General features: G+C 56.6%; 18 protein-coding genes. 8 read left to right on the forward strand and 10 right to left on the reverse strand.

Annotated elements, in window-relative coordinates; genetic code table 11:
• Positions 1–19: 19 nt before the first annotated feature.
• Positions 20–1,387: a hypothetical protein gene (locus NZ823_01160; GenBank protein MCS6803736.1), complete on the reverse strand. Its 1,368-nt coding sequence runs from the start codon at positions 1,385–1,387 to the stop codon at positions 20–22.
• A gap of 509 nt (positions 1,388–1,896) precedes the next feature.
• On the opposite strand from NZ823_01160, the gene NZ823_01165 reads away from it, so the two are divergent.
• From NZ823_01165 to NZ823_01180, 4 genes are all read left to right on the forward strand, one after another.
• The gene (locus NZ823_01165) at positions 1,897–2,514 is read left to right on the forward strand and encodes a hypothetical protein (protein MCS6803737.1); all 618 of its coding nucleotides are present in this window, start codon (positions 1,897–1,899) and stop codon (positions 2,512–2,514) included.
• The gene (locus tag NZ823_01170) at positions 2,514–3,203 is read left to right on the forward strand and encodes a phosphoribosylanthranilate isomerase (GenBank protein ID MCS6803738.1); all 690 of its coding nucleotides are present in this window, start codon (positions 2,514–2,516) and stop codon (positions 3,201–3,203) included. The genes NZ823_01165 and NZ823_01170 overlap by 1 nt, the downstream gene beginning before the upstream one ends.
• 569 nt (positions 3,204–3,772) lie before the next feature.
• Positions 3,773–5,533 (forward strand): S8 family serine peptidase, encoded by a 1,761-nt coding sequence (locus tag NZ823_01175; protein ID MCS6803739.1) that lies wholly within the window; start codon positions 3,773–3,775, stop codon positions 5,531–5,533.
• Positions 5,534–5,606: 73 nt separating this feature from the next.
• Entirely contained in the window at positions 5,607–6,539 is a 933-nt protein-coding gene (locus NZ823_01180) for a PfkB family carbohydrate kinase (GenBank protein ID MCS6803740.1), read from the forward strand.
• A gap of 24 nt (positions 6,540–6,563) precedes the next feature.
• Here the strand turns inward: NZ823_01180 and NZ823_01185 are convergent, their stop codons facing one another.
• A complete protein-coding gene (locus NZ823_01185; GenBank protein MCS6803741.1) occupies positions 6,564–7,412 on the reverse strand; it encodes a proline dehydrogenase family protein in 849 nt (282 codons plus the stop codon).
• Positions 7,413–7,669: 257 nt separating this feature from the next.
• Between NZ823_01185 and NZ823_01190 the strand changes: the two genes are divergently transcribed.
• The 3 genes from NZ823_01190 (at position 7,670) to NZ823_01200 (ending at position 10,307) form a co-directional block, all read left to right on the forward strand.
• Positions 7,670–8,494 carry a crotonase/enoyl-CoA hydratase family protein gene (locus NZ823_01190; GenBank protein MCS6803742.1) on the forward strand — a complete coding sequence of 275 codons (825 nt, stop codon included), beginning with the start codon at positions 7,670–7,672 and terminating at the stop codon, positions 8,492–8,494.
• An 84-nt stretch (positions 8,495–8,578) separates the two neighbouring features.
• A complete protein-coding gene (locus tag NZ823_01195; GenBank protein ID MCS6803743.1) occupies positions 8,579–9,385 on the forward strand; it encodes an SDR family oxidoreductase in 807 nt (268 codons plus the stop codon).
• A gap of 592 nt (positions 9,386–9,977) precedes the next feature.
• On the forward strand, positions 9,978–10,307 hold the full coding sequence (locus tag NZ823_01200; GenBank protein MCS6803744.1) for a hypothetical protein: 330 nt from the start codon (positions 9,978–9,980) through the stop codon (positions 10,305–10,307).
• A gap of 286 nt (positions 10,308–10,593) precedes the next feature.
• On the opposite strand, the gene NZ823_01205 is transcribed toward NZ823_01200, so the two are convergent.
• From NZ823_01205 to NZ823_01215, 3 genes are all read right to left on the reverse strand, one after another.
• Entirely contained in the window at positions 10,594–11,838 is a 1,245-nt protein-coding gene (locus NZ823_01205) for a hypothetical protein (GenBank protein ID MCS6803745.1), read from the reverse strand.
• 219 nt (positions 11,839–12,057) lie between these two features.
• Complete coding sequence (locus NZ823_01210; GenBank protein MCS6803746.1) at positions 12,058–13,344, reverse strand: DUF1501 domain-containing protein; 1,287 nt, start codon at positions 13,342–13,344, stop codon at positions 12,058–12,060.
• A gap of 183 nt (positions 13,345–13,527) precedes the next feature.
• Positions 13,528–15,129 (reverse strand): DUF1800 domain-containing protein, encoded by a 1,602-nt coding sequence (locus NZ823_01215; protein ID MCS6803747.1) that lies wholly within the window; start codon positions 15,127–15,129, stop codon positions 13,528–13,530.
• 784 nt (positions 15,130–15,913) lie between these two features.
• Here NZ823_01215 and NZ823_01220 point away from each other — a divergent pair.
• A complete protein-coding gene (locus tag NZ823_01220; GenBank protein MCS6803748.1) occupies positions 15,914–18,199 on the forward strand; it encodes a YCF48-related protein in 2,286 nt (761 codons plus the stop codon).
• Between the two features lie 118 nt (positions 18,200–18,317).
• On the opposite strand, the gene xth is transcribed toward NZ823_01220, so the two are convergent.
• The 5 genes from xth to NZ823_01245 form a co-directional block, all read right to left on the reverse strand.
• Entirely contained in the window at positions 18,318–19,091 is a 774-nt protein-coding gene (gene xth, locus NZ823_01225) for an exodeoxyribonuclease III (protein ID MCS6803749.1), read from the reverse strand.
• A gap of 3 nt (positions 19,092–19,094) precedes the next feature.
• Entirely contained in the window at positions 19,095–20,246 is a 1,152-nt protein-coding gene (locus tag NZ823_01230; protein ID MCS6803750.1) for a hypothetical protein, read from the reverse strand.
• The gene (locus NZ823_01235; GenBank protein ID MCS6803751.1) at positions 20,243–21,028 is read right to left on the reverse strand and encodes a biotin--[acetyl-CoA-carboxylase] ligase; all 786 of its coding nucleotides are present in this window, start codon (positions 21,026–21,028) and stop codon (positions 20,243–20,245) included. Before NZ823_01235 ends, NZ823_01230 begins: the two co-directional genes overlap by 4 nt.
• Positions 21,029–21,112: 84 nt before the next feature.
• On the reverse strand, positions 21,113–21,967 hold the full coding sequence (gene nadC, locus NZ823_01240) for a carboxylating nicotinate-nucleotide diphosphorylase (GenBank protein MCS6803752.1): 855 nt from the start codon (positions 21,965–21,967) through the stop codon (positions 21,113–21,115).
• Between the two features lie 19 nt (positions 21,968–21,986).
• Entirely contained in the window at positions 21,987–24,674 is a 2,688-nt protein-coding gene (locus NZ823_01245) for a valine--tRNA ligase (GenBank protein MCS6803753.1), read from the reverse strand.
• Positions 24,675–24,733 lie beyond the last annotated feature (59 nt).

A 24,733-nucleotide genomic window follows, 5' to 3' on the forward strand; every position in this document is an offset into this window, starting at 1 on the left:
GGAATTCGTTCCATGCTGTTCATCGTTCATCGTTGAGGGTTATCTCAGATTGCTCATTGAGCAATGACCAGGCATCAGCAGCGCGGACTGCCTCTGGTAATCGGCGTTTGGTGGTCAACAAAATGCCGGAGGATTGCTCTCGACGGAGGTTCCCGTGCGTTGCTCGCAGCACCGCCACCACATCCAGCAGAGCGCTTCCGTCGTAATAGCCGTCTTCAAAACTCACCAGCACGCTGGCGGGGTGTTCGACATGGTTGGTGAGTCCTTCCCAGAGGCGGCGCACGGCGTCCGGATAGATGTGCGCATGCGTGGCTTCAAACAGATCAGCATCTGCAATGAATCCATCAGCGCGGACGCGTCCCTGCCGTTGCAGTTCGGCGATGATCGGATTCAGTTGAAGCGGATCGCCCACATCCGTGACATAGCTGTAGTAGCCGTCCCGGTGCACGATACGCGCCCGCCCGGAGCGGGCGACCAGATAGACGGTGTCGTGTTGTTTGTAAGCGGCCAGGTCAACGCCCGGCGTGCGCGCGGCCGCCACGGCCACATGCTGCTCGTAGGCTTCGCGTGTATAAAGGACGGCGCAACCAACCAGTCCGTAGCGCGGTTGAACGACGCTGCGCTCATCTTTCATCCCTGAATCGAGTCGAAACCCCAGGCGTTCCAATTCAGGTTTCAGATTGACTTTGCGGTAGCGGGTGAAATGATTGCCGTGATCGGAAAAGAGCGTGATGTCTACCTGCCCGTTCGCCTTCCGGATGAGCTGCTGGCAGGTTTTATCCAGCGTAGCAAGGAAATTGCGCAGGAGCCACTCACCACCAATGTGCGCCAGTGGATCAGTGGAGCCAAGATAGGCAATGAACGTAGAAGCGGTTGACTTTTCAAACTTCCGGCGAATTTTCATCAGTGTCAGCCGCGCATCGAGCCAGGGGCTTACCGGCGGCACTGCATACTCCAGCGTCATGGTGACACCCGATGGATGGTAATCGAATAGCTCGCGAAATGTGCCTTCAATGAACGTCTTTCGCCGGAAACGCGCGAAGAAGCCGCCGCGCATCCGGTCACTTGTGGGGTCATAGTAGTAGTCCTCGTACCCTCGCGCTTCGGGTGCGCCCAGCGGTTGGAGAATTTCAATCACAGCAGGATTCGTCAGCGTCGGAAACGGAGCGATCAACCGCGCCGGCGGTTGGAAAACGCGAAACTGCCCTTGGTCATACATCTTCTGGAGCGTCGAGAATCCAACACCATCCAAGCAGATGATGAGATGGCGCCGGACAGATGCGCCTTCACTCCTTAAGGAACGAGCAGATTGGTCATGGCACGTGGCTGATGAATTCCACCCGATCATCGGATGGGCCAGTATAACCAATGTGAAACGTTTCAGCATCCGTGTGAGTGCTCTTTTCATCATGCTCTTTTATGACCGGCGCATTTTATCACGTTCGATCAACTCATTCACCGTTGCCCGATCGTCCGAGAGAACTTAATGGCATTCGCGCGAGCCGGATGTCAACAGCATCGGCGGTCGGCTGCTTGATTTTGGCGATGCCCGCCTTTTCATCTTTCAGCCTCCTCTTTCGGCGAAGGCACAACACCCCCCATCGGAGCCGTGGCGCGCGTGTCGGCGCCCTGGGCGTCTGATTTTCTGTTTGGCCCCGAATGGCATTGAGCCGGTTGTTCACGGACGTGCGGCTGCACATTCCACTCCTGTCTTGAACTGACCTTCTCATCAGCGCAGAAACAGCGTCGAATCGCTCGCAGCGGCGATTGATCAAATGGAGTCTTTAACGTTCGTCTCAAGCCCGCCAGGACGACCATTGACAAGTAGGCTGACACTCTATAGCTTCATGACCTCCTTTCGAGAGCCGGCGACGAGAGGTCTTATCGGAATTCATCATGCACCCAACGCTTCCAGTGCTGATTGATCGAGGAAACGCTCAAGAAGGAATTTTTCTCGTTCGAGCGCCGGCCATTGGGCTTTATCGGCTTGCGCCGCGCGTCGGAGCAATGCTCAGTCCCGGCAGTGTTGTGGGGCGGCTGCGTGTATTGCACCGGGATTACGAGTTGCTGTTACCGCCAGATGTTTGGGGGCAGGTCGGTCGGGTGTTAGTTGAGGATAAGATCACGCCGGTTGAATATGGGCAAGTGTTGTTTGAGTTGCGCCAGCGTGGGGTAGAAGCCACGCTGGCAGAGGGCGACCTGGCTGCTATCGAGCGCGTCCCGGCTGGTGAAGGCGGCATAGCAATTGTCTCGCCAACCGATGGCGTCTTTTACCTGAAGCCCCATCCAACCGCTGAGCCGTATGTCCGCCTCAATGACCGCGTCAGCGAAGGACAGGTGTTAGGCTTAGTCGAAGTGATGAAATGTTTCAACCCGATTCAATATGGCGGGCCAGACTTGCCCGAGCAAGCAGAAGTGGTAGAAATTTGCGTTGCCGACGGCGCCGAGATTAAATCCGGTCAAGTATTGTTCCGTGTGCGGTCAGCAACTCAGGAAACAGGCCAGACAACCTGATGGAACCAACACGCAAGCCCCGTGTCAAGATTTGTTGCATTAGCAGTGTAGAGGAAGCCTGGATGGCCATCCGGCATGGCGCGTCAGCGTTGGGCTTGGTCTCTGAGATGCCGAGCGGTCCTGGCGTCATTGCTGATGAATTGATTGCCGAGATTGCAGCGATTGTGCCGCCGGGGGTGGCTTCCTTTCTGCTGACGAGCCGGCAGGACGCGGCAGCAATCATTGAGCAGCAACGGCGGCTGGGCGTCAACGCAATTCAAATCTGTGATCGGCTTCACTCAGGTTCCTACCAAGAGATTCGCGCAGCATTGCCCGGCATCCGTCTGATTCAAGTGATTCATGTGACAGGCCAGGAGTCATGGGCTGAAGCAGTGGCTGTTGCCCCGCATGTGGACGCATTGTTGCTGGATTCAGGAAATCCATCGTTGCCGGTCAAAGAGCTGGGCGGGACCGGACGGCTGCATGATTGGCGCATCAGCCAGCGCATTAGGGAATCGGTGAGCGTGCCGGTCTTTCTGGCCGGCGGTTTGACTCCTGAAAACGTGACTGACGCCATCCGCTGCGTCGGCCCATTTGGCCTGGATGTATGTAGCGGCGTTCGCACTGACGGAAAGCTCGATCCCGTCAAGCTGGGTCGGTTTTTTGCTCGCGTTGCTGCCTACGCAGAGAGCGGGTCCGATGGACTGTAACGGGTGTTTCACTCTAGTCCGACTACTAGAGTCAGCATTGCAAAAATGAAACGATTTTTTCATTGTGTCACGGTTCACTGCTGGTGACCTGAATCGGTAATCCTTCCAGGATCAGTCAATAAACCGACGGCAGGCAGCAGCTCCATTCTCGGCACATGAGTTGCTCAATCAAGTGCGGCAGCCAAAAGCATGACAGCCGAGTGGATGACAGACCGTTTGGTAAGATTGGAAACTGACACATCGGCGTCAGGTTTTTGGTAAACGCCAAATCTTTGTTAAAGGAGAGAAGCGGCAATAGAGGAACGCAGCCGATCATGGAACAATGCGACGAGCATTGTCTGAATTACTCAGGCTGATTCCTCGAACGAAAATTTCGGTTCATTGACACCCGTACCTAGAATCACTGGTTACAGGCTTCAATCGGTTGATCGAGCCGGTTGAAGCCTGTGCTATTTCTGAGGGCTTGTATCGAGGCGTTCACTTTTCACAGGATTGACAGGCTCTCCGGCCTGCGGCTACTTTTGGTTTGTGCAAAGCTTGATCTCATTCACGCCAAGGAGCGCCTGTTTATGACAAGACCCATCGCTTTTATGTTATTGCTGAGTGCTGCGTTGTTGAGTTGGAACAACGCGCCTGCCACCGCCTCTGGCCGAACGCCTTCGATCCAGGTTGTGCCCAATGAGTTGATTGTCGGGTTTCACCGAGGCGTCCTTGTCCCGGAGCGAAATCTCTACGACAAGGCACTCACCGACGTGCCCAATCCGGTGTTGTCACACTTGAGGACGACGCAAGGTCTGATCGGTGTTGAGCGGCTCATTCCTGATGAAGTGCCGCGCGTGTCGGCTAAGGCTGCTCCGGTTTTGCCCAACCTGGCTGGACGCACGCCGACGTTGGATGACGTTGCGCTCATTTTCAACTACTACGGCATGGATCGTGTATTTCTGCTGCGCTTCTCGCGGACGATTGATCCATGGCAGATGGCCGAACAACTGGAGCGTGACTATCCGGGTCTCGTCGAGTATGCTGAGCCTAATATCATCCGTCAATTGGACCTCATCCCCAATGATCCGCGCTTTCCTTTGTCTTATCACTTGCTTCATCGTATCACTGATCCGACGCGTCGCGCCGACATCCGCGCGCCGGAAGCATGGGACATTACCGTCGGCAGCAATGCTGTTGTTATCGCGATACTAGATACCGGCGTGTTTTTTGACCACCAAGACCTGGCCGGCGGGAAACTGTTGACCGGGCGCAGCCTGACCGGCGGCTCCGGGCGACCCAATGATGTAGTCGGGCATGGCACCGGCGTGGCCGGTGTTGCTGCGGCCAATAGCAATAATGGACTGGATGTGGCCAGTGTATGCTGGAATTGCAAACTACTGCCGGTGCGCGTGTGCGGTACGAACGGTTGCCCATTGTCGGCTATTGCCAGTGGCATCAGTTATGCCGTTACACAAGCGCCCCAGGGCGTGAAAGTCATCAACATGAGCTTTGGCGGGCCCAGCTCAACTCAGACTGAAGTCCGCGCGATTCAGAGCGCCTTGGCAGCTAATATCATGTGCACGGCATCGGCCGGTAACGGTGGAGAGGATGGCATTGGCGATAACAACGACGAAGGGTTACATTTCCCCAGCAGTCACTCCGTTGACTTTGCTAACGTGATTGCCGTTGCGGCCTCCAATCGCTTTAACCGATTAGCTTCATTTTCCAACTTCGGCAAAGAGACGGTCACGCTGGCAGCGCCCGGCGATGGTATCTGGACGACCGTGCCAACCGATACGAATTTGGAATTGGGCTTTGCAGCAGGTGTTGCTCAACTAAGCGGCACATCGTTCGCTGCGCCGGTTGTAGCCGGTGCCGTCGGTCTGCTCTATTCTCAATTTCCAAACATCACCGTGCAGGAAATTCGCGCGCGATTGATCGGCAGCGTGGATCGTTTTGACGTGTTTGCCAACACCACGGTCGCCGGTGGCCGGCTCAATGCCTTCCGCGCCTTAGAAAACGATTTGAACCCGCCGGCGGCGGTGATGGATTTGGCGGTCGAGCCGGGCCAGTCAAGCAAGCTCGTGTGGACGGCGCCGGGCGATGATGGGTTGGATGGGCAGGCCGCGTTTTATGAGATTCGCTACTCACGCCAGCCGATTACGGCAGCCAATTTCGATAAGGCAGCGAAGCTTGAGCATCGGCTCTTTCCGGGCGCGGCAGGCGCTGCTGAGTCGCTCGCTCTTCCAAATTTGCCATCGGGCACGTATTACTTTGCCGTTCGAGCCATTGACAATGTCGGCAACAAAGGCCCGGTGTCACCCTCCGTCCGCGTTCATCTGAACTGATGATGACGTTGCGATGAATCATCAGCCGGCGTGTGGATGCGTCTGAGCCACACGTCGGCATCCCTCTCTGGTCATGGCCTTCGGACTTCCACTGCCTCAGCATAGACCGTTTGATGTGGTCGGCCTTGGCCTCAATGCGATGGATTACCTCATCACAGTCCCATACTACCCCGCTTTCAATTCAAAAGTCGAATTCCTCAATTACGCAGTGAAGCCGGGCGGTCAGGTTGCCACAGCGATGGCGGCGCTGGCGCGGTTGGGCGCGCGCGTCCGCTACATTGGCGCTGTCGGTTCTGATGATGTGGGTCAGAAACAGATCGCTTCGTTGGTGGAAGCCGGCGTTGAATGTTCGCGCGTGCGCGTGGTTGATCAAGCCAGCAGCCAACTCGCGTTCATCATCATTGATCAGCGGACGGGAGAACGCACGATCATCTGGTCGCGTGATGCGCGGCTCGCCATACAGCCGGATCACTTAGATCACGAGGCCATCACTGCCGGTCGCATTCTTCATCTGGACGGCCATGATGTCGCTGCCGGCGTTCAAGCAGCGCGGTGGGCCCGCCAGGCGGGCATGCCGGTTGTGATTGACGTAGACAATGCCTATCCGGGAATCGAAGAGCTGCTGCCGCTGGTTGATTATCTCGTTACATCAGCCGATTTCCCTCAGCGCGTGACGGGACTAACCGATCATCGCGAAGGCTTGAAGGCGTTGAAAGAGCGGTTCGGTAATTATTTCGTTGCGATGACCCTCGGCGCGGACGGCGCGCTTGCCTATCACCAAGGCCAGTACGTTCACGTCCCCGGCTTCCAGGTCGAATGTCGTGATACAACGGGCGCGGGCGATGCGTTTCATGGCGGATTCATTTACGGACTATTGCAAGGGATGAGCCTGATCGAAACGCTGCGATTTGCCAATGCCGTCGCGGCGCTCAATTGCCGTGAACTGGGAGCACGCGGCGGCTTACCAACGCTCGAGGAAGTAGAAGCCTTGCTGCGTGCGCAATGAGCAGGAGCCACGATTGACGGGTCGCTATTTCTTGAATAAGTTGCTCAACACAAACCAGACATTCTCTTTTCGTTCACGCAAGCGCCGATAAAAGTAAGGCGCCCAGTGCGGCCCATAGGGGACATACGTGCGGATGTGATACCCTTCCTGCGCGAGCCTTTCTTGTGAATCAACCCGAATGCCGTAGAGCATCTGAAATTCGAATCGGTCACGACTGATCTGCTGCTCCGCCACAAATGCTTTGACGGCATTGATGATCAGCTCATCATGCGTGGCAATGCCCGGATAAACGCCCTCGGTGATGAGCCGTTTGGCCAGCTTGATAAACATCGGACGGATTTCTTTATCCATGCTTTGAAAGGCGATCTCGCGCGGTTCTTTGTAGGCGCCTTTGCAGAGCCGCACGCGAATTTTCTGACGATTCATCGCTTCGATGTCTGCTTCGCTCCGACGCAAGTAGGCTTGAATGACGATGCCAACATTGGAATTCTGTTCACGGAGCCGATACAAAAGGTCTATCGTGCGCTGCGTGTACGGCGAGCCTTCCATATCAAGGCGAATGAAAATATCGTGCTCGGCGGCCTTCGCTACAACGGGCGCGATGAGCTGATAGCAAACCTCGTCGCTGACATCCATGCCAATTTGTGTGGGTTTGATCGAGATGTTGGCGTCCAGTCGCGCGCGCCGAATATGATCAATCACGCCGAGGTATTCGTCGCGGATTTGTTCGGCGACGGTTCGTTCTTTCACGTGCTCGCCGAGCATGTTCACGGTCACATGAATGCCTTTGTCGTTAAGCTGCTGAATGACCGGAATGGCGGCGGTGAAATCCTCGCCCGCTACGAAGCGTTTGGCGAGAAAGAATAGGCTCATATTGTTATTCCTTGTTGGATTTTGGTTGGAACTTGGAGCGTAGTTATATTCGCCAATCTGAGACTTGTCAACCAGCGTCACTTTGGCTCGTTGCGCCAATGCTCGTCATTGTCGGCACGGCCACCATGGCGCTGATCGGCTGCGATAGGTGTTGCATGCTGGGTTAAGCGGACCTGAGATGGCGGCGCCACCTGGGCTGCCACATCGGGTCGCGCCGGTTGCTGTTGCCGCTCGGCTGTATTATTATGCCCGCCGTCATGAGCAACGATTACCGATCACTCACGTGGGAGTGCGCTGACGCAGTCGCTGAGGTCGTACTGAGAGGGCCGGGCAAGGGCAATGCGATGGGGCCGGACTTCTGGCGCGAGGTGCCCGAAGTGTTCACCGCGCTGGATCAAGACGAGACGGTCCGTGTGGTGATCCTGCGCGGCGAGGGCAAACAGTTTAGTTACGGACTTGACGTGATGGCCATGATGAACGAGCTGGGGCCGCTCGTCATGGGCGAGCTTGGAGCAGCCAGCCGAGCGCGACTGCTGGAGCTGATTGGCCAGATGCAACGGGCAACCAACCGCATCGCTCATTGTCGAAAACCGGTCATTGCCGCCGTCCACGGGTGGTGCATCGGCGGTGGACTCGATGTCATCGCAGCCTGTGACATTCGGCTCTGTTCCGCCGATGCGAGGTTCAGCTTGCGTGAGGTCAAGTTAGCCATCGTGGCTGACATCGGTAGCCTGCAACGATTGCCATATATCATCGGTGAAGGCCACACGCGCGAACTCGCGTTCACAGGCAAAGACATTGATGCTGCTCACGCTCTGCGAATTGGGCTGGTCAATACTGTGTATGACTCACCCGAAGCGTTGCTCGACGCGGCGCGACAGATGGCCCGCGACATCGCTGCCAATCCGCCGCTTGTTGTGCAGGGAATTAAGCAGGTGATGAACTATCGCACCGACAGCGCCGTCGCCGATCAATTGCGTTACGCCGCTGTGTGGAATGCAGCGTTTTTGCCGTCAGCCGATCTGGCCGAAGCGATTGCTGCGCTCAGCGAGCGACGCGCGCCGCGTTTTCAAGGAGAATAATCGCGAGAACAATGGCCAAAGGAACAACGATCACAAGGACACAAATCAGGTGATGACTATTCACGCAAACAGGATCAATGGCGCATGAGCAATCGAATTTTTCGTGATGATCTACTCAAGGACAAAGTGGCGTTCATTACCGGCGGCGGCAGCGGCATCGGACTGCGCATGGCTGAACGCTTCGCTGAGCATGGCGCGCGGCTGATGTTAGTTGGACGCACGCCGGAAAAATTGGATCACGCGGTCGAGCAGATTGAAGCTGCTGGCGGCAAGGCCATCCGCGCTGTGGCTGATGTCCGCGATTATGCCGCGGTGGAAGCGGCGCTGGCCGCTACGCGCGAGCAGTTAGGCGAAATTGACATCGTCGTGTGCGGCGCGGCTGGCAATTTTCCGGCGCCGGCGCTCGGCATGTCAGCCAATGGGTTTAAGTCGGTTGTTGATATTGATCTGCTTGGTACGTTTCACACGTGTCGCGCCGCTTTCCAGCATCTGCGCAAGCCGGGCGCCTCGATCATTGCCATCTCGGCAACGCATGCCTTCATGCCGGTGATGCTTCAATCGCATGTCTGCGCTGCCAAAGCTGGCATTGATATGCTTGTCAAAGTGCTGGCTATGGAATGGGGACCGGTTGGTGTGCGCGTCAACTGTATATCACCCGGCGCGGTTGATGATACTGAAGGGATGCGGCGGCTGACGCCAACCGACGAGATGAGACAGAAACTGATCAATACAATTCCGCTGCGCCGGTATGCGACCAAGGACGAGTTAGCTGATCTGGCTCTTTTCCTCTGCTCGGAGTCAGCCACCTATATTACCGGCGCTGTGTTTGTCTGCGACGGCGGTCAGTCGTTGATGGGATCAGGCGCGTTCGCTCAAGCAATGGGACTGTAGCCGATGGCCCCATTGCCGGCGTTACGTCGGGTCTCGTACCGGCAGTCAGGAGGAAGGCTATGGGTGATGAAGCGACGCCCGCCAGCGATTTATCCGTCTCAAGACCGCTTTTCATAGAGCATCTCGACATACTGGCGACGCGCCAGGAGTTCCAGCCTTCCACTTACACAGAGGCGCGGAGACATGGAGACGCAATCAGGCCTCACACGGAGGCACAAAGACCACAAAGAAGAAATCTTGGTGTCTTTGTGTCTTTGTGAGAGCCATTGAAGCGTGATTGTGTTCGCGTGTGATGCGTCATGTTCAATTTTCGTTCATAAGTTTCTCACAGAAAGACGCGCAGAGACGGGGCGCAATCAGGCCTCACACGGAGACACAGAGGCCACAAAGAAATCTTGGTGTCTTTGTGTCTTTGTGAGAGCCATTGAAGCGTGATCGTGTCCGCGTGTGATGCGTCATGTTATAGCTTGATCCGAGCGACGGTCAATCTCTTTGACGCAGCGTAATCGTTTCAAATTTTGTGCTTGAAAGAGAGGGATTCCTCTGGCAAGCTGTAATACTTTTAAGGAAAATGCTTGCCGGAGGAAGCCCAATGCAGCGATATATTATTCCCATTGTAAAGGAAGAAGCGCAAGTGGATCGGCGATGTCCCACCTGTCAGAGAGAGAGCGGGCATATCCATCAGCGAGAGGAGCGAGGGGTGGTGGATATCCGGCTGGGGCGGGTGCTGAAGTGGCGGATGCAGTGTGGGCGGTGTGGGCGGACCTGGACGTGCCAACCGGAGGGGATCAAGGCGCATTCTGAGCGGAGCCAGCGGGTGCGGGCCTTGAATGTGTTGCTGTATGCCCTGGGGCTCAGCTATCGGGCGGTGGCGGCCGTGCTCTGGAGTGTGGGAGCGCCGGAGAGTCCCGTGTCGGTGTAGCGACGATTGAAATGACAGCCCCGATCCCACCGTCGCTGCCGCGACGAACAACCCGTGATGAGACGCCTAGCGTGCTGAAGTGCACGGCTACAGTCACTCGGCCGCTCCGCGGCCAGCGTATGGTCCAGCTTCCCCTTATGCACACGCTACCACACGTGAGCGGGCGTCCACACAGCGACGCCCCTACAAACGCGCGTCGCCGCAACACAAAAACACCACACGTCAGTGGGCAGTCCCACAGCGACGTCCTTACAAAGAACGTTATCTTTTCCGCTGCAATTGGGTATTACTTGACGACAGATACTCCGCCGTCGTACCGCCGAATAGTGGCCGGTTCTACCTTGATTGACACCTGCTCGCGCGAGCGGGCAGCGGGCGCTGCTGCGCCCATCATCAGGTCGGCTGTGATACCCGAATTGGCGATGAACGGAAGCCGCGACTGATCACTGGCGATCATCATGCGACCGTAGGTTCTCCCTCCGTCGGTTGAAATGAACGAGCGACGAAAGCCGGCCTTATCCACATCAAACGGGATATGCTGACCTTCAGTCGGATTAACCAGCTCGAACCCGACATACAGATCACCTGAGAGAATCGTCAAACCAGGGCCACTGATGAAGTAGCTAATGAGCGACGTCTCTTCCACCGAGGGGATACGAACCTTGCGCCGGAAGACCTCACGCGCTCTGCTGGGGTCGCCGCTGCCGGTCGGGTCAACCAGCACAAGCATGTCTTGTCGCCGACTCGACACAGGTCCGGAGAATTGAAAGAGGTTAATTGCATCGAGCGTTGCCGGGTACTCGGCCGGCGTGATGCGTTCGAGCACAAGTAATCGTTCAGCGTCCAGCTCATCCGGGTCAATCGCCGTGAATCGTCCGTAGCCGTTATTGTCATAGCGCACAAACTGATTTTCTTCGCGTCGGAGGCTGCCCGGTCCCGACACGGTGAGCTTCAGTTCGTACGTAGCCGGCCCCGACCAATCCGCCGGATCGTAATTGCTAATGGCCAGGTAGTAGCGTGAGCTGCGCGGCAGCGGCTGTAGCAGGCCTTGCGTTTCGTCGTCGCGCGTCGAGTATGTATAGAGCAATCGGTTGAGCAGCCGTTCTGGATTCGCGTTCGTGGCGGCATGCGCATGAAGTGTCAGCCCGTCGAACAACACGTGCTTGCTGATGTCGGTAAATATCCAGGCATCCATGTCGGCTTCCTCCGGCCAGCTCATCTGAATGCTCAGCTCGGTCGGATTTTGGACCTCGATCACATACCAATCTTCGATGTCATCATCGAGTGAAAAGAGAAAGTCCAGCTCATCAACATACGAGCCGCGATCTTCGCGTGCAGCGCGTCCCCGGATGGTGGTCGTCATGCCGATGCTCAATGGCACTTGCTGTGCTCGCTCTTTGATGTCATTCGGCTCAGCTTCAGTAACGATCAGCTCGCGTTGCGCGCCGACAGGGGATATGACTGAAGGAACGCCAACGCCGATCAACATACAACAGAAAACCATCCATGTATTCAAGATTACTCGTCGCATAACAAACTCCTTGGCAAGACCCTCGATCCACGATAGACAACGGTGCATGAGGCTCAGCCAGCGCGATAGCCGTCGGTGACTAGTCTTGGATCAAGGGTCCTGGCCTCTGCCATCCCCTAGAGCGGTTTTCAATTCTCTTAGCCTGGAGGCCCTGCATCTTGCGGGCTGATGCACGCTGCAAGTGTGCACTCCCAGCGTCAACGTCATTGGCAAACCGCGCTAGAGGAATCGAACCGGTTCAAATCGCCCGCCCAAAATGTCGCGTGCGCTGACGCCGAACCATTGCTCCAGAATGGTCGTGTAGACCGAGCGGAAATCAATGCTGTGCTTCATGTCGTCCTCGTCATACAAATCGGTCAGATTCGGATGCACGCCGTAAATTCCGCCCTTGACCGCTCCGCCGACGATCAACTGCGGCGCCGCTGCGCCGTGATCCGTGCCGATGTCCGCGTTCTGTCTGACTTTGCGTCCAAACTCAGACCATGTCATCAGCAGCACACGATTGGCCTGTCCGAGCCGCACCATGTCACGATAGAACGGGTCAATCGCTCCCGACAACGTGGCCAGCAAGCTGGCATGATCGTAGCTCTGCGCCGTATGTGTATCGAAGCCACCCATGGCGACGTAAAAGATGCGTGTGCCCAGATTCGCTGCGATAATCTGAGCGACTTGCCGCAGCGCCCCGGCCAATGGATTGTTGTCCGGATAGACAATCGTCGGGTCAGGCGTGTAATTCTGCGCGCTGCGTTGAACCGCTTGTGTGCTTTCGTACAATTCCAGCGCCGTCCGGCGAATGTGCTCATAGAGCGTCTGCTCAGGCGCACCCACGCGATTCAGCGCCAGAAATGTTTGCACCTTATTGGCAGCATCAGCGTCATCACCGGCATAAATTTGGTATTCATCCAGATTGTCAATGCCGGGAATAACACGGTTCTGCGAACGCAGCATCAACGGCAATTCACCGCCCACGGAGACCGCCAAGAAGGGATTGTCCACAGAGGGATATGCGACATCCAGATAATCGCCCAGCCAGCCGGTCTTTTCAATCCGCTCAGGATTAGCCGTATGCCAGATGTCTTGCGAACGAAAGTGTGACCGATTCGGATTGGGATAGCCGACGCCTTGGATGACGGCAACAGGTTTTTCCGGCCGATCATAAAGCGCCTTGAGCGGGGCCATCGCCGGATGCAATCCGATGCGATGATTGGCTGCATCCGCGCCGAGCGGCAATATCTCTGCTTCAGGCACGGAGAGTTGAGGTCGCGCATCGCGATACAAACTGTGCAACCGCCCGCTGGCCGGGATCACCGTGTTTAATCCGTCATTGCCGCCGTCCAGTTGAACAACCACCAGCACATTGTTGGTGGTGCTCAGCGCAGCAGCGGCGGTCAAGGCGCTGGCTGAGGCTTGCTGTGTGCGGCGGAAGAAGGCGTGCTGACTCAGTCCGACGGTCAGCACAGTGCAGCCACTCGTTTTCAGAAAATCACGTCGTGTTGTTTTACCCATAGGTCCTCCATCAAAACCCGACATCGAAGCGCACAACGGCCAACAATCTCTCAACGTACCCAAGCGCCGACCCGGACCGGCGCAGACCGGAAGAACGACGGGTCAACACTCGATGGCGTTGGTATGTTTGCTCACGTGCGTATGTCTCCGATTTCGGATTTCGGATTTGCCGCCCAGCGGCGTCTAGTGCAAATGAAATGCCGGCATCGTCAAGATGAGAAAGATCAACCCTTGGACCTTTTTTCTCTCGACGTCTCCGCCCAGTCCATTGGCTGGCGTATTCAAGTATTGAACGAGCGCCTGCCGCAGCTCCGGCGCAACGCTCGATTGAAGCAACAATCGGGTGAAGTAGTCCACATACGGCTCTTTCGGCGCCCTTGTGAAATTGCTGCCTTGAAATAGGCCGTTGTCCAGCAGAATTTGTCGCACGTCAATGCCGCCTTGTTGTGGCCATCGCGCGTCGGCAATCTGCGCGGCCAGATTGATACGGCTCAAGTGCAACGTGGTATTGATCCAGTTGGGGCCGTCTTTCCATCCACCGACGTTGGGCGGTCGAAATAGCTGTTGCCCCATCTTTCGCATGGTTTCTGGGAGTCGGTAGACGATTGGCAAATCATCCCGGTCGGCGTTCTGCAGAATCAATCGCATAGCGCCCGGATTGAGCAGCCGGTAGGCGCTGACCAGGTATTCGGTTGGACTTTTGATCTGCGCCCTGAAGGCCTTCTCTGAATAAAATGCCTCGGAGCTGGGATTGCCCGGCGTGAATATCCGGCGGAGCATCTGACGAATGCTATATCTTTCTCCGCCATGCACGCCGTCGAACACATCAGCCAGGTCGTTGATCACCTCTGGCTCGGGGTTATCGTAGCCGAAGAATTTGAACAGGCGATAGCCGAGGTAGCGTCCGCAGGCGCTCTGCGGTTGACCAGGCCGCTTGTACTGCACAATCACATCAAACAGCCGACGACCATCGCCGCTGAAAGTAACGCCCAACACCTGATAAGGACCGTAATCGTGCACGTCGCGGCTGCTGTTGAAGAAGAACCGACGGGGAAAATTATCCGGATTGTTTTCGCCCGGCATGTGCACGGACCAGCCAGTGAGCGCGCGCGAGGCTTGCCGCACGTCGCGCTCTGTATAATTCGGCTCGCCGGTGACGGGATCAAACACGCCGAGCGAGAACAGTTCGAGCAACTCGCGCGCATAGTTTTCGTTGCTGCCGACTTCTGGCGTGTGCTTATGATTCTCCCAATTATCCAGCCAGAACAACATCGCCGGGTCCTGGCTCAAATACTCCAGCATCTGACGATAATTGCCGACAGGAAATGGATTGGACGCATGAGGTCGAACGATTTGACCGGTGATCGGATTGAAGTTCCCGCGAAAGTTTTCGTTTTGCAGGTACATTTGCCGAACGTCGTAAACGCCGTCGAACGATGTGGCAAACAGGTGATGCCAAAACAGCACCATCTTTTCCTGCAACGGGCGAGTGGTTGTTATCATCGCGTTAAGCCAAAACAGATTGATGTCTTCGATGAAATGTCCCTCGACATAGCGAAAATCTTCTTCGCTCATGGACAAGTACTCGGCGCCGTCGTGCTCATCGTGTCCTTTGGGAACGGTGGGCAAAACACCGAGATTGTCAGGGACGCGGTCGAAATTGATCAATTGCTCGGCAGTGGCCGCTAGTCCGCGAGCCACGCCGGCTTCAATCTCTTCGGGCCGGGCAGCAAAGCCGGCGCGTCGCAGCAGATGCGTGACCTTATCTTGCAAAGTCAATGGCATAAATTTCCTCCCATGAGCTAAGCATAGCCTTCACAGTTGATGCCCTCAGCCGGCGCTCATCATCGGGCTCTCATGAGCTAAGCATATTCTTCACAATTCATGCTCTCAGCGGGCGCTCATCGTCGGGCTCCCATGAGCTAAGCATATTCTTCACAGTTCATGCCCTTAGTGGGCGCTCATTATCGGGCTCTTCTTAGGGGTGGCCTCCCCTCTGGCTGTTACTATGTGGCCACTATCATACGGATTTGCTACACGCCGGTCAATCATTTTTTTAGGCCACCCACAACTATCCTGGCCACCTTGCCCCGCGTCGCTATGCCGTGTATGCTGATGGCTCTTCGTGGCTGGCCATGTGCATTGCGCATGACCAACCAGAAATTGTCGTGGCGCACAGCCGGCATCGTAAGGTGACAGACCCAGCAATGCGTTCTACCTCGGTGATTATTTTCAAAGGAATCCCCCATGAGCTTTCATGCGCCATGAACAATGACGCTGCTTTTCGTGTCGTTTGTGGGTTTCGCGGGCTAGTTTCAGTGCAATCGCTTCACCACAGATGGAGGCGGATAAGCGTTCCTCATTCATGTGAACCTATCTGCGTCTGCGGTGATTCTCAGCAGAGTTGTTCATCTCGTCGGTGACGACGCGGGAGGAACGATGAAAAACAAACACGGATGCACTGAGTGACTGATTGAACATCTGTTCACCGGCGAATCTGTGCCTGCCTTTTCGGAAGAGAATGAATCACGGGCGGCACGGCCGTGCTACATTCTGAGAGGAGCCAAACATGCGCAAGGTAGGAATCCTCACTAGCCTTTTGATGATCGCGCTCATCGGATCATTCAGCATCTCATTACGGTTGAAACTTCGGCCTCAACCGGTGCGTGTATCCGGCGCGTATGAAGCGCTCGCCGCTTGGAACGCGCAGCGCTCATATCCTTACGCGGAGATGCCCGGCGCAGCCTACTATGCTGCGTTTGAAAAAGCCAAAAAGGATTTGCAGGGTGTCCGGCAAGCCAAATTCCTATCGGTCGCTCCCTGGTCTGCGATTGGGCCGCATAATATCGGTGGCCGAACATTGGCCATCGCCTTTGACCCGCAGAATCCCGATACCATCTACGCCGGTTCAGCGAGCGGCGGACTTTGGCGCAGCCAAACCGGCGGTGTTGGCGCCAATGCTTGGCAGTACGTGCCGACGGGATTTCCAGTGCTGGCCGTGAGTGCGATTGCCTTTGCCCCCGGTGACTCACGAACGTTCTATATTGGCACCGGCGAGGTGTACAACTATCAAAACGCTATGCTCTTTGGTCAGGCCAATCGAGCACTGCGCGGTAGCTACGGCATAGGAATTTTGAAAACAACCGATGGCGGCGCAACCTGGTCGAAAAGCCTTGATTGGTCAGCTCATCAACAACGTGGCGTGCAGGCTGTGAAAGTTGATCCGGTCAATGCCAATGTTGTTTGGGCGGCAACGACAGAAGGGGTCTACAAAACGACCGACGCCGGCCGGAACTGGTCGCGCGTGCTCAATGTGATCATGGCGACAGACCTGGTGATTCATCCTATGGACACCAATATCGTCATTGCGGCCTGCGGCAACTTTGCCAGTCCTGGTCACGGCATCTATCGCACAACTGACGGCGGCGCAACGTGGTCGAAGCAGACGCGAGGCCTGCCGTCGCGATTTGCTGGCAAAGCGACGCTGGCGCTTTGTGAAACGTCGCCCAATGTTGTCTATGCCGGCATTGGTAACGGCTTCTCGTCCGGCAGCATCACCTGGCTGTGTCGTTCAGAGGATAGCGGCGCGGCGTGGACCATTGTCTCGCAAGTTGACTACGCTGCCTGGCAAGGTTGGTTTTCTCATGATGTCGCTGTCAATCCAACCAATCCCAACGATGTCATCACAGCCGGGATTCAGGTCTGGCGGTCGCTCACGGGTGGAACGTCGCCGGTCGTCAAATCCACGTTCAATCCGTTCACCGGCCCGGTGCCTGCCGGTGCGCCCGAAGGACCGCCCAACTATGTGCACTCTGATATTCACGACATCGTCTATCACCCGCGCGACCCGCGACGTGTGTACTTTGCGACTGACGGCGGCGTCTTCCGCTCGCTGGATGGCGGCGAGACGTTCCAAGGGTGTAATGGCGGCTATCAAACGGCGCAGTTCTACAATGGCTTCTCCAGCTCACCGACCGATCCGAATTTGGCCATCGGCGGTCTGCAGGATAACAGCACGGCGATTTATCGCGGTCATTCGGCCTGGAGCCGGTTTCACATTGGCGGCGACGGCGGCTGGACAGCCATTGATCCGAGAGCAAATCACATTCTGTACGGCTCATTTCAATTTCTCCAGATACGCAAGTCGGTGGACAATGGTCAAACGTGGACAGCGATTGCGCCAGCTTCTCAAGACGGGAGGCCAACCTGCTTCATCGCCCCGTATGTGTTGAGTCCGAGCTGGCCTGATGTGCTCTATGCCGGGCGAGACATCGTCTACAAGTCGGTGGACGGTGGAGTGAGCTGGACGGCGACCAATAATGGCCGTCCACTCGACGGGAATCCGATATTGGCAATGGCTATTTCCTATCAAAACAGCGAGGTCGTCTATGTGGCCTCGTCGCCGGGACAAACACGTGGCCGGCTTTTTCGCACAACCGACGGCGGTAACAGTTGGACTAACATCACTGGCAACCTGCCGGATCGTTTTCCTGCCGACCTGGTGGTTGATCCAACGAATGACGCGATTGTCTACGTGACATTCTCCGGGTTCGGTACCTCGCATGTGTTCAAGTCAACCGATGGTGGACTGAGCTGGCAGGACATCGGCGCTGGCTTGCCCGATGTGCCGACGAATGCGCTAGTGGTTGATCCGTTGTGGCCCGACCATCTCTATGTCGGCAATGATCTGGGCGTTTATGTTTCCACCGATGGAGGGCGAAGTTGGCAAAATTTCAGTGAAGGATTGTTGGACGCGGTCGCGGCATTTGATCTGAGCATTTCACCGAGCAATCGCATGCTGCGCGTTGCCACGCACGGCAACGGTGTTTTTGAGCGGCGTTTAATCGGTGAGTGAGGCAATCGTTGGGATGCGGCTGGCGCTTTGAGCAAATCGAGCCGAACAGCTCACGCGGAACGTCGTGGCTCATTACCTCTGGCCTGATGAGCACCAGCCCAGGCAGTCAGCACGCGGGTCAATCCTCGTCCTCAAAGATGGCGATGACCGGCGCATGATCGGAAGCTTTGTCGCCTTTGCGCTCGTCTCGATCAATCATCGCGCCGATGCACCGCTCGGCCAGCGGGCGCGTGACCAGGATGTGATCAACCCGCAGCCCATCGTTGCGAGGAAAACTCAATTGCCGATAGTCCCACCAGGAGTAAAGACCTGCTTCAGCGTGGTGAAGCCGCAACGTGTCGGTCAAACCGAGTTCTAAAATGCGACGGAACTGATCGCGCATCTCCGGGTTGAACAACACCGACCCTTCCCAACGCTCTGGGAAAGCCACGTCGCGCGGCTCCGGCGCAATGTTTATGTCGCCACAGAGAGCCAGCGGTTTGCTCAGATCGCTGGCCGATAAATAGGCCTGCAGCCGAGCGAGCCATTGCTGCTTGTAGGCATACTTGTCGCTGCCTACTTCAGCGCCGTTGGGGACATACGCCGAGATAATGCGAACGCCTTTGACCGTCGCCGCAATCAATCGCGCTTGCGGATCATCAATGCCGTCGTTGAAGCCTCGCGCAACATCGCTCAACGGTGTGCGCGCCAGGATCGCCACGCCGTTGTACGTCTTCTGTCCGCAGACGGCCGCTTCATAGCCAGCTTGGCGCACAGCGTCAAACGGAAATGCCTCATCGGTGACCTTCAATTCCTGCAAACACACCACATCCGGTTGATGTTTGGCCAGCCAGTTCAACAGCCGCGACTCGCGGGCGCGAATTGAATTAACATTCCAGGTAGCAATTTTCATCGTTTAAGCCCTCACCGCTTGCAAGAAGATGGGGAGTTCGTTGACCGATGGAAGAATGACGTCCGCCATCGCCTCAACAAACATCATGCGTTTGGCTTTTGGATCATGGCTGCTGTCGGTGACGCCGGCGAACAAGTAGCGTGGGTCATGTTGATTGGCGCGTCGGGTCATGATGAAATCTTCGGCAGAATCACCGACATACAAAGCTCGTTTGAATGGGTTCATCGCTTGCGCCGCCGCCAGCAATGAATAAGGCGCCGGTTTGGCGCGTTCAGCGCGGAGCGTTTGAACGTCGGCATGAGTGTTCAGCTCATCGTCTTCCAGCAGAATTCGCGCGCGAGGATTGAAGGCGTCAAACATTGCTCCCAACGTGTAGCGCGTCGCCACTGTGCCGCGACCGGAGGCGATGCCCAGGTTTGGCGTGCCCACTATCTTGGTTAACTGTTTCAGTGTCGCGTCGGTAATGATAGGTCTTTCGTTGTCAATGGCGCCACGACCGGTGTAATACTGCGCCGGCTGCCGATGAACGCGCTGAAACAAATCAGGCCCATAGAAAATTTCGTCGAAGATGGTGGCCAGCAAGCTGTGTGCGCCTTGTTCCGGGTACTGCACAAGTTGTTTGAATCGGTGGAGTGCTTGCAGCCTGTAGCGCGGTTGCCGACCCTGCATGAGAATGCTTTCTAATGGTCCAAGGCCTGTGGTATTGGCCTGCGCGACGAAGCGGTAGAGGCCGTCATGCAGGCGCTCGGCATCAGCGCTCAGACGCTGACGCGCATGGCGTCCCTGAAGGAATTCTTCAAGGTACGGCCGCGGCAAACACGAAACCAAGTAAAGCGCGATGACATACGTTGAATTCCAATCGTTATTGAATCCGCCGCTTTTGCGCAGGGTCTCAACGATGGAGGGCGTAACGACTCGCGCCGGTATGGTGACGCCAACCAGCGCATCGAGAAGGAATCGAACCGTTCGGATGATCGTCGCCGTGTAGGATCGCCGTGTATCAATCAACACACCGTCACAATCGAAAATGATCGCCTGTATGTCGCGCAGTTGGGTTACCACAGCCGGTTTGATATAGACTGTTCGACCCATGAAGCGGCGGCGATGATAAAGCGGCGATGAGTGCTCAGTGAGTTTGTCGTTGCGCGCGGTCATCGTTCTCGAAGGTTTTGCACGTCGCCACTGAAAATTGTTTCGTGTGTGCCATCGCTCATTTCGACGATGAGCGCACCGGCTGGAGTCAGGCCGCGCGTGGTGCCGGTGATGGTGCGGCCACCGATGATGACTTGTACGGGCTTGCCGGTGGCATAACTGGATAGCTCACTCCAACGGCAAATGATGGGAGCCGCGCCTTGCGTCAGGAACGTGTCGTACCAGGCATCCAAGGTGACGTACAACTTCTGACGAACCTCATCCACATCAATGGCACGCCCTGTCTCCAGTTTAAGCGACGTTGCGTGAAGCGCCATGTCGGGTGGAAACGAAGCTTGATTGATGTTGACGCCAATGCCGGCAATGGCATAAAGCAGACGGTCTTCCATGACTTCCGTTTCCACCAAAATACCAGCCAGCTTGCAATCGCCAATCAGAATATCGTTGGGCCATTTGATGTCTACCGGCAGCCGGTACTGTCCTCGCATCAATTCGGCTAGTCCCACGGCAAGCATCAGCGTCAGCACGGGCGCGTCCGCCGGAGGAATCGGCGGACGCAAAATGATCGAGTGATAGAGACCGTCATTCTTCGTCGAGACCCAGCTTCGGCCCAATCGGCCACGGCCACGCGTTTGCTCATCAGCCACCACCGTCGTTCCCTCGCTAGCGCCCACTTCCGCCAGCTCGCGCGCGATGTCGTTGGTTGAGGTCACCGACTCATACCGGTACACAACGTTGTTAAACCGTCGCAGCATGGTCGCTCGTGTGTGTGAAGGGGTATTCATAAACGCTCAGCGTCGCAACGATACATGACGTTGTTAAACCGTCGCAGCATGGTCGCTCGTGTGTATGAAGGGGCATTCATAGACTCAGGCAGGGGAAATTTTCAAGCTGATGTCCACCGCCGGCGCTGAATGCGTCAAGGCGCCGACCGAAATCAAGTCCACGCCAGCTTCGGCATACCGGCGCACCGTTTCCAGCGTTATTGAGCCGGAGGCTTCCAGCAAGACCTCAGGCGCCGTGGCTCGAGCAATACGAACGGCCTCTTCGGTCATTTCCGGCGTCATATTGTCCAGCATGATGACATCAGCGCGGGCGGCCAGCGCGTCGCGCAATTGGTCGAGCGTGCGCACCTCGATTTCGATCTTGTGCAAATGTCCGACCGAGCGACGGGCGCGCTCGATGACCTCCTTGATGCTGCCGGCCAAGGCCAGATGATTGTCCTTGATGAGCACGCCGTCGTCCAATCCAAACCGGTGATTATAGCCGCCCCCCATCAGGACGGCGTATTTTTCCAGCATGCGCAGCCCCGGTGTAGTCTTGCGTGTATCCACGATCTTCGCTTTGGTTCCGGCCACTGCTTCCACAAACGCGCGCGTCAAGGTGGCAATCCCGGAGAGCCGCTGTAACAGATTAAGCGCCGTTCGTTCGCCCATCAGCAGGACATCAGCCGGGCCTCTGACGCGGGCGAACACATCGCCCGCTTTGACGCGCTCGCCATCGGCGGCAAATGCTTCGATTTCCACCGGCGCTTCCAGCACAGCAAAGACGGCATCGGCGATTTCCAAACCGGCGAGTACCATGTCCTGCTTGGCCAAAAATCGCCCGCGCGCCATCATGGCTGTGGGAAGCGTACATTGCGTGGTGATGTCGCCTCGCCCGACATCTTCCGCGAGGAAATCACTGGCCAGTTTGAATAAGTCCGAGGGGGTCAGTTTGAGCATGGCTATTGTGAGTTAGGAGTTAGGAGGTTAACTGTTGGAGCATGGCGATCAATCTGGTCCGCTGGGCTTGTAACTCGTGATGCCGTTCGCGCGTCGCGGCGACCACATCAGCAGCAGCCCGCTGGAGGAAATCAGAACTACTTAAACGGCGATCGAGCTGCTCGATTTCTTTTTCCAACTTGGCCAGATTCTTGCTCAACCGCGTGCTCTCTTTGTCGAAATCAATGAGTCCTTCCAGCGGCAAGGCCATTTCGATGTCAGCAACGACGTCGCGTGCCACATGCTGCCATTGATTGATGGACGAGACAAATTCCAGGTTGACGCGAGCCAGCCGCCGTAAGGGTTCACTGTTATCCTGAATCAGTTGGCGAGTCTCGTCATTCGGCGCGTGCAGCAACAATGCGAGTTCTCGGCCCAGCTCAATGTTTAACTCGCCTCGAATCGCGCGCACTTTTTTGATCAGCTCGATGATGGTCTGCATCTGCCGCTCAGCTTGTTCGTCCACCAGCGCGGCGTCGGCTGTCGGAAACGGCGCCACACAGATGGAATCGCGGCTTCTCACGATCGGCAGCCGCTGCCACAGCTCTTCGGTAATGAACGGCATGAATGGATGCAACAATCGCAACGCCGTTTCGAGCACATAAACCAGGCGCCGGCGCGCAACGATGGATTGCGACCCAGCAACCGACGCGCTCAGGTGTGATTTGGACAATTCGATGTACCAATCGCAGAAATCATCCCAGAAGAAATGGTACAAACGCTGCGCCGCCTCATGGAACATGAACTCTTCGAGGTCTTGGTTCACCTGGCCGATGGTGTGATGGAGCCGGCTCAACATCCAGCGGTCGTGCAGCGCCAGTGGCTCCTCCGTCGGCGGCTCAGCCGTCGGTTCCAACTCAGCGCAATGAATCATGACGAAGCGAGCCGCATTCCAAATCTTGTTGCAGAAATTGCGATAGCTCTCCATCTTGGAGTATTGCAACGCGATGTCCATGCCCGGTGAGGCTGCCGAGGCCAGCGTGAACCGCACTGCATCCGTGCCATATTGATTGAAGACATGCAGCGGATCAATCACGTTGCCTTTCATCTTGGACATCTTCTGACCATAGGGGTCGCGGATCAAGCCCGTGATGAATACCGTGCGAAACGGCACGTCGTTCATGAATTTCAACCCCATCATCATCATCCGCGCCACCCAGAAGAAGATGATGTCAAAGCCGGTGACGAGCACTGACGTCGGATAGAATGTTCGCAAATCATCGGTGTCATCCGGCCAACCAAGCGTCGAGAACGGCCAGAGCGCCGAGCTGAACCACGTGTCCAGCACATCTTCATCCTGCGTCAGAGCGTCGCTGCCACAGGTCGCACATCGAGTCGGCGCGTCGCGGGCTACTGTCGTATGTCCGTTCGAACAATACCACGCCGGAATGCGATGGCCCCACCAAAGCTGCCGCGAAATGCACCAATCGCGGATGTTCTCCAACCAATCGAAGAACGTCTTTTCCCAGTTGGGAGGAACAAAGCGTGTCCGACCATCTTTGACAGCCCGGATCGCTTCATCGGCCATTGCTTTCACGTTGAGGAACCATTGCGTCGAGACGAGCGGTTCGATGACCGTGTGACAACGATCGCACTGCCCCACGCTGTGCGTGTAGTCTTCAACTTTGATGAGTTGACCGGCCGCCTCAAGGTCCTTCAACAGGCGTTGACGCGCCTCAAACCGATCCAAGCCGGCGTAGGGTCCAGCTTCATCTGTCATCCGACCATCTTTGCCGATCACGACAATGGAAGGCAGTTGAAACTGGCGACCGATCTCATAATCGGCCGGATCGTGCGCCGGCGTCACTTTGACCACGCCGGTGCCAAAGTCCTTTTCCACACGGTCGGATTGGATCACCGGCAACGCGCGATTCAAGATCGGCAGCATCACGGTCGCGCCGCGCAAATGCTGGTAACGCTCATCCGTGGGATTGACGGCCACGGCCGTATCGCCGAGCATGGTTTCTGGTCGCGTCGTGGCTACCACAAGCGCGTCGTTGACTGCCGACGGCTGTTCGTCGGCTCCACGGCGGTCACCGGCAACCAGTTTGTAAGCGATGTAATAGAGCTTGCCCTGCGTCTCCTGCTTCGGCGCTTCCAGGTCAGAGAGCGCTGTCATGCAACGTGGGCACCAGTTGACGATATAGCTGCCGCGATAAATCAAGCCCTCTTCGTAGAGCCGCACAAACGCCTCACGAACCGCGCGTGAAAGCCCCTCATCCAGCGTGAACCGCTCGCGCGACCAATCCACCGACGCCCCTTCGAGCCGCGTTTGTCGCTGAATCGTGCCACCCGAATGCTCCTTCCACTGCCAGACACGCGCTTCGAATGCCTCCCGTCCAAGCGCTTCGCGCGTTTGTCCTTCTTCAGCCAAGAGGCGTTCGACGACCACCTGCGTGGCAATGCCAGCGTGATCGGTGCCCGGCAACCACAGCGCCTTGTAGCCCTGCATCCGCCGCCAGCGCGTCAGCACGTCCATCAACGTGTGTTGCAGCGCATGTCCCATGTGCAGATAACCGGTCACATTCGGCGGCGGGATCACAATACAGTATGGCTGACCGTTGGGATTCACCTCCGGCTTGAAATAGCCGCGGCTCTCCCAAAGCGGATACCATTTCTGCTCAGCTTCCTGAGGATTGTAGACCTTGGGAATCTCCTGTTGAGTCATAGCGAGCATTCAGCCATCAGCACGCCGTTTCATCATCCGATGGCTGATGGCTGAAAAGT

The organism is Blastocatellia bacterium, assembly GCA_025054955.1.
Lineage (GTDB): Bacteria > Acidobacteriota > Blastocatellia > HR10 > J050 > JANWZE01.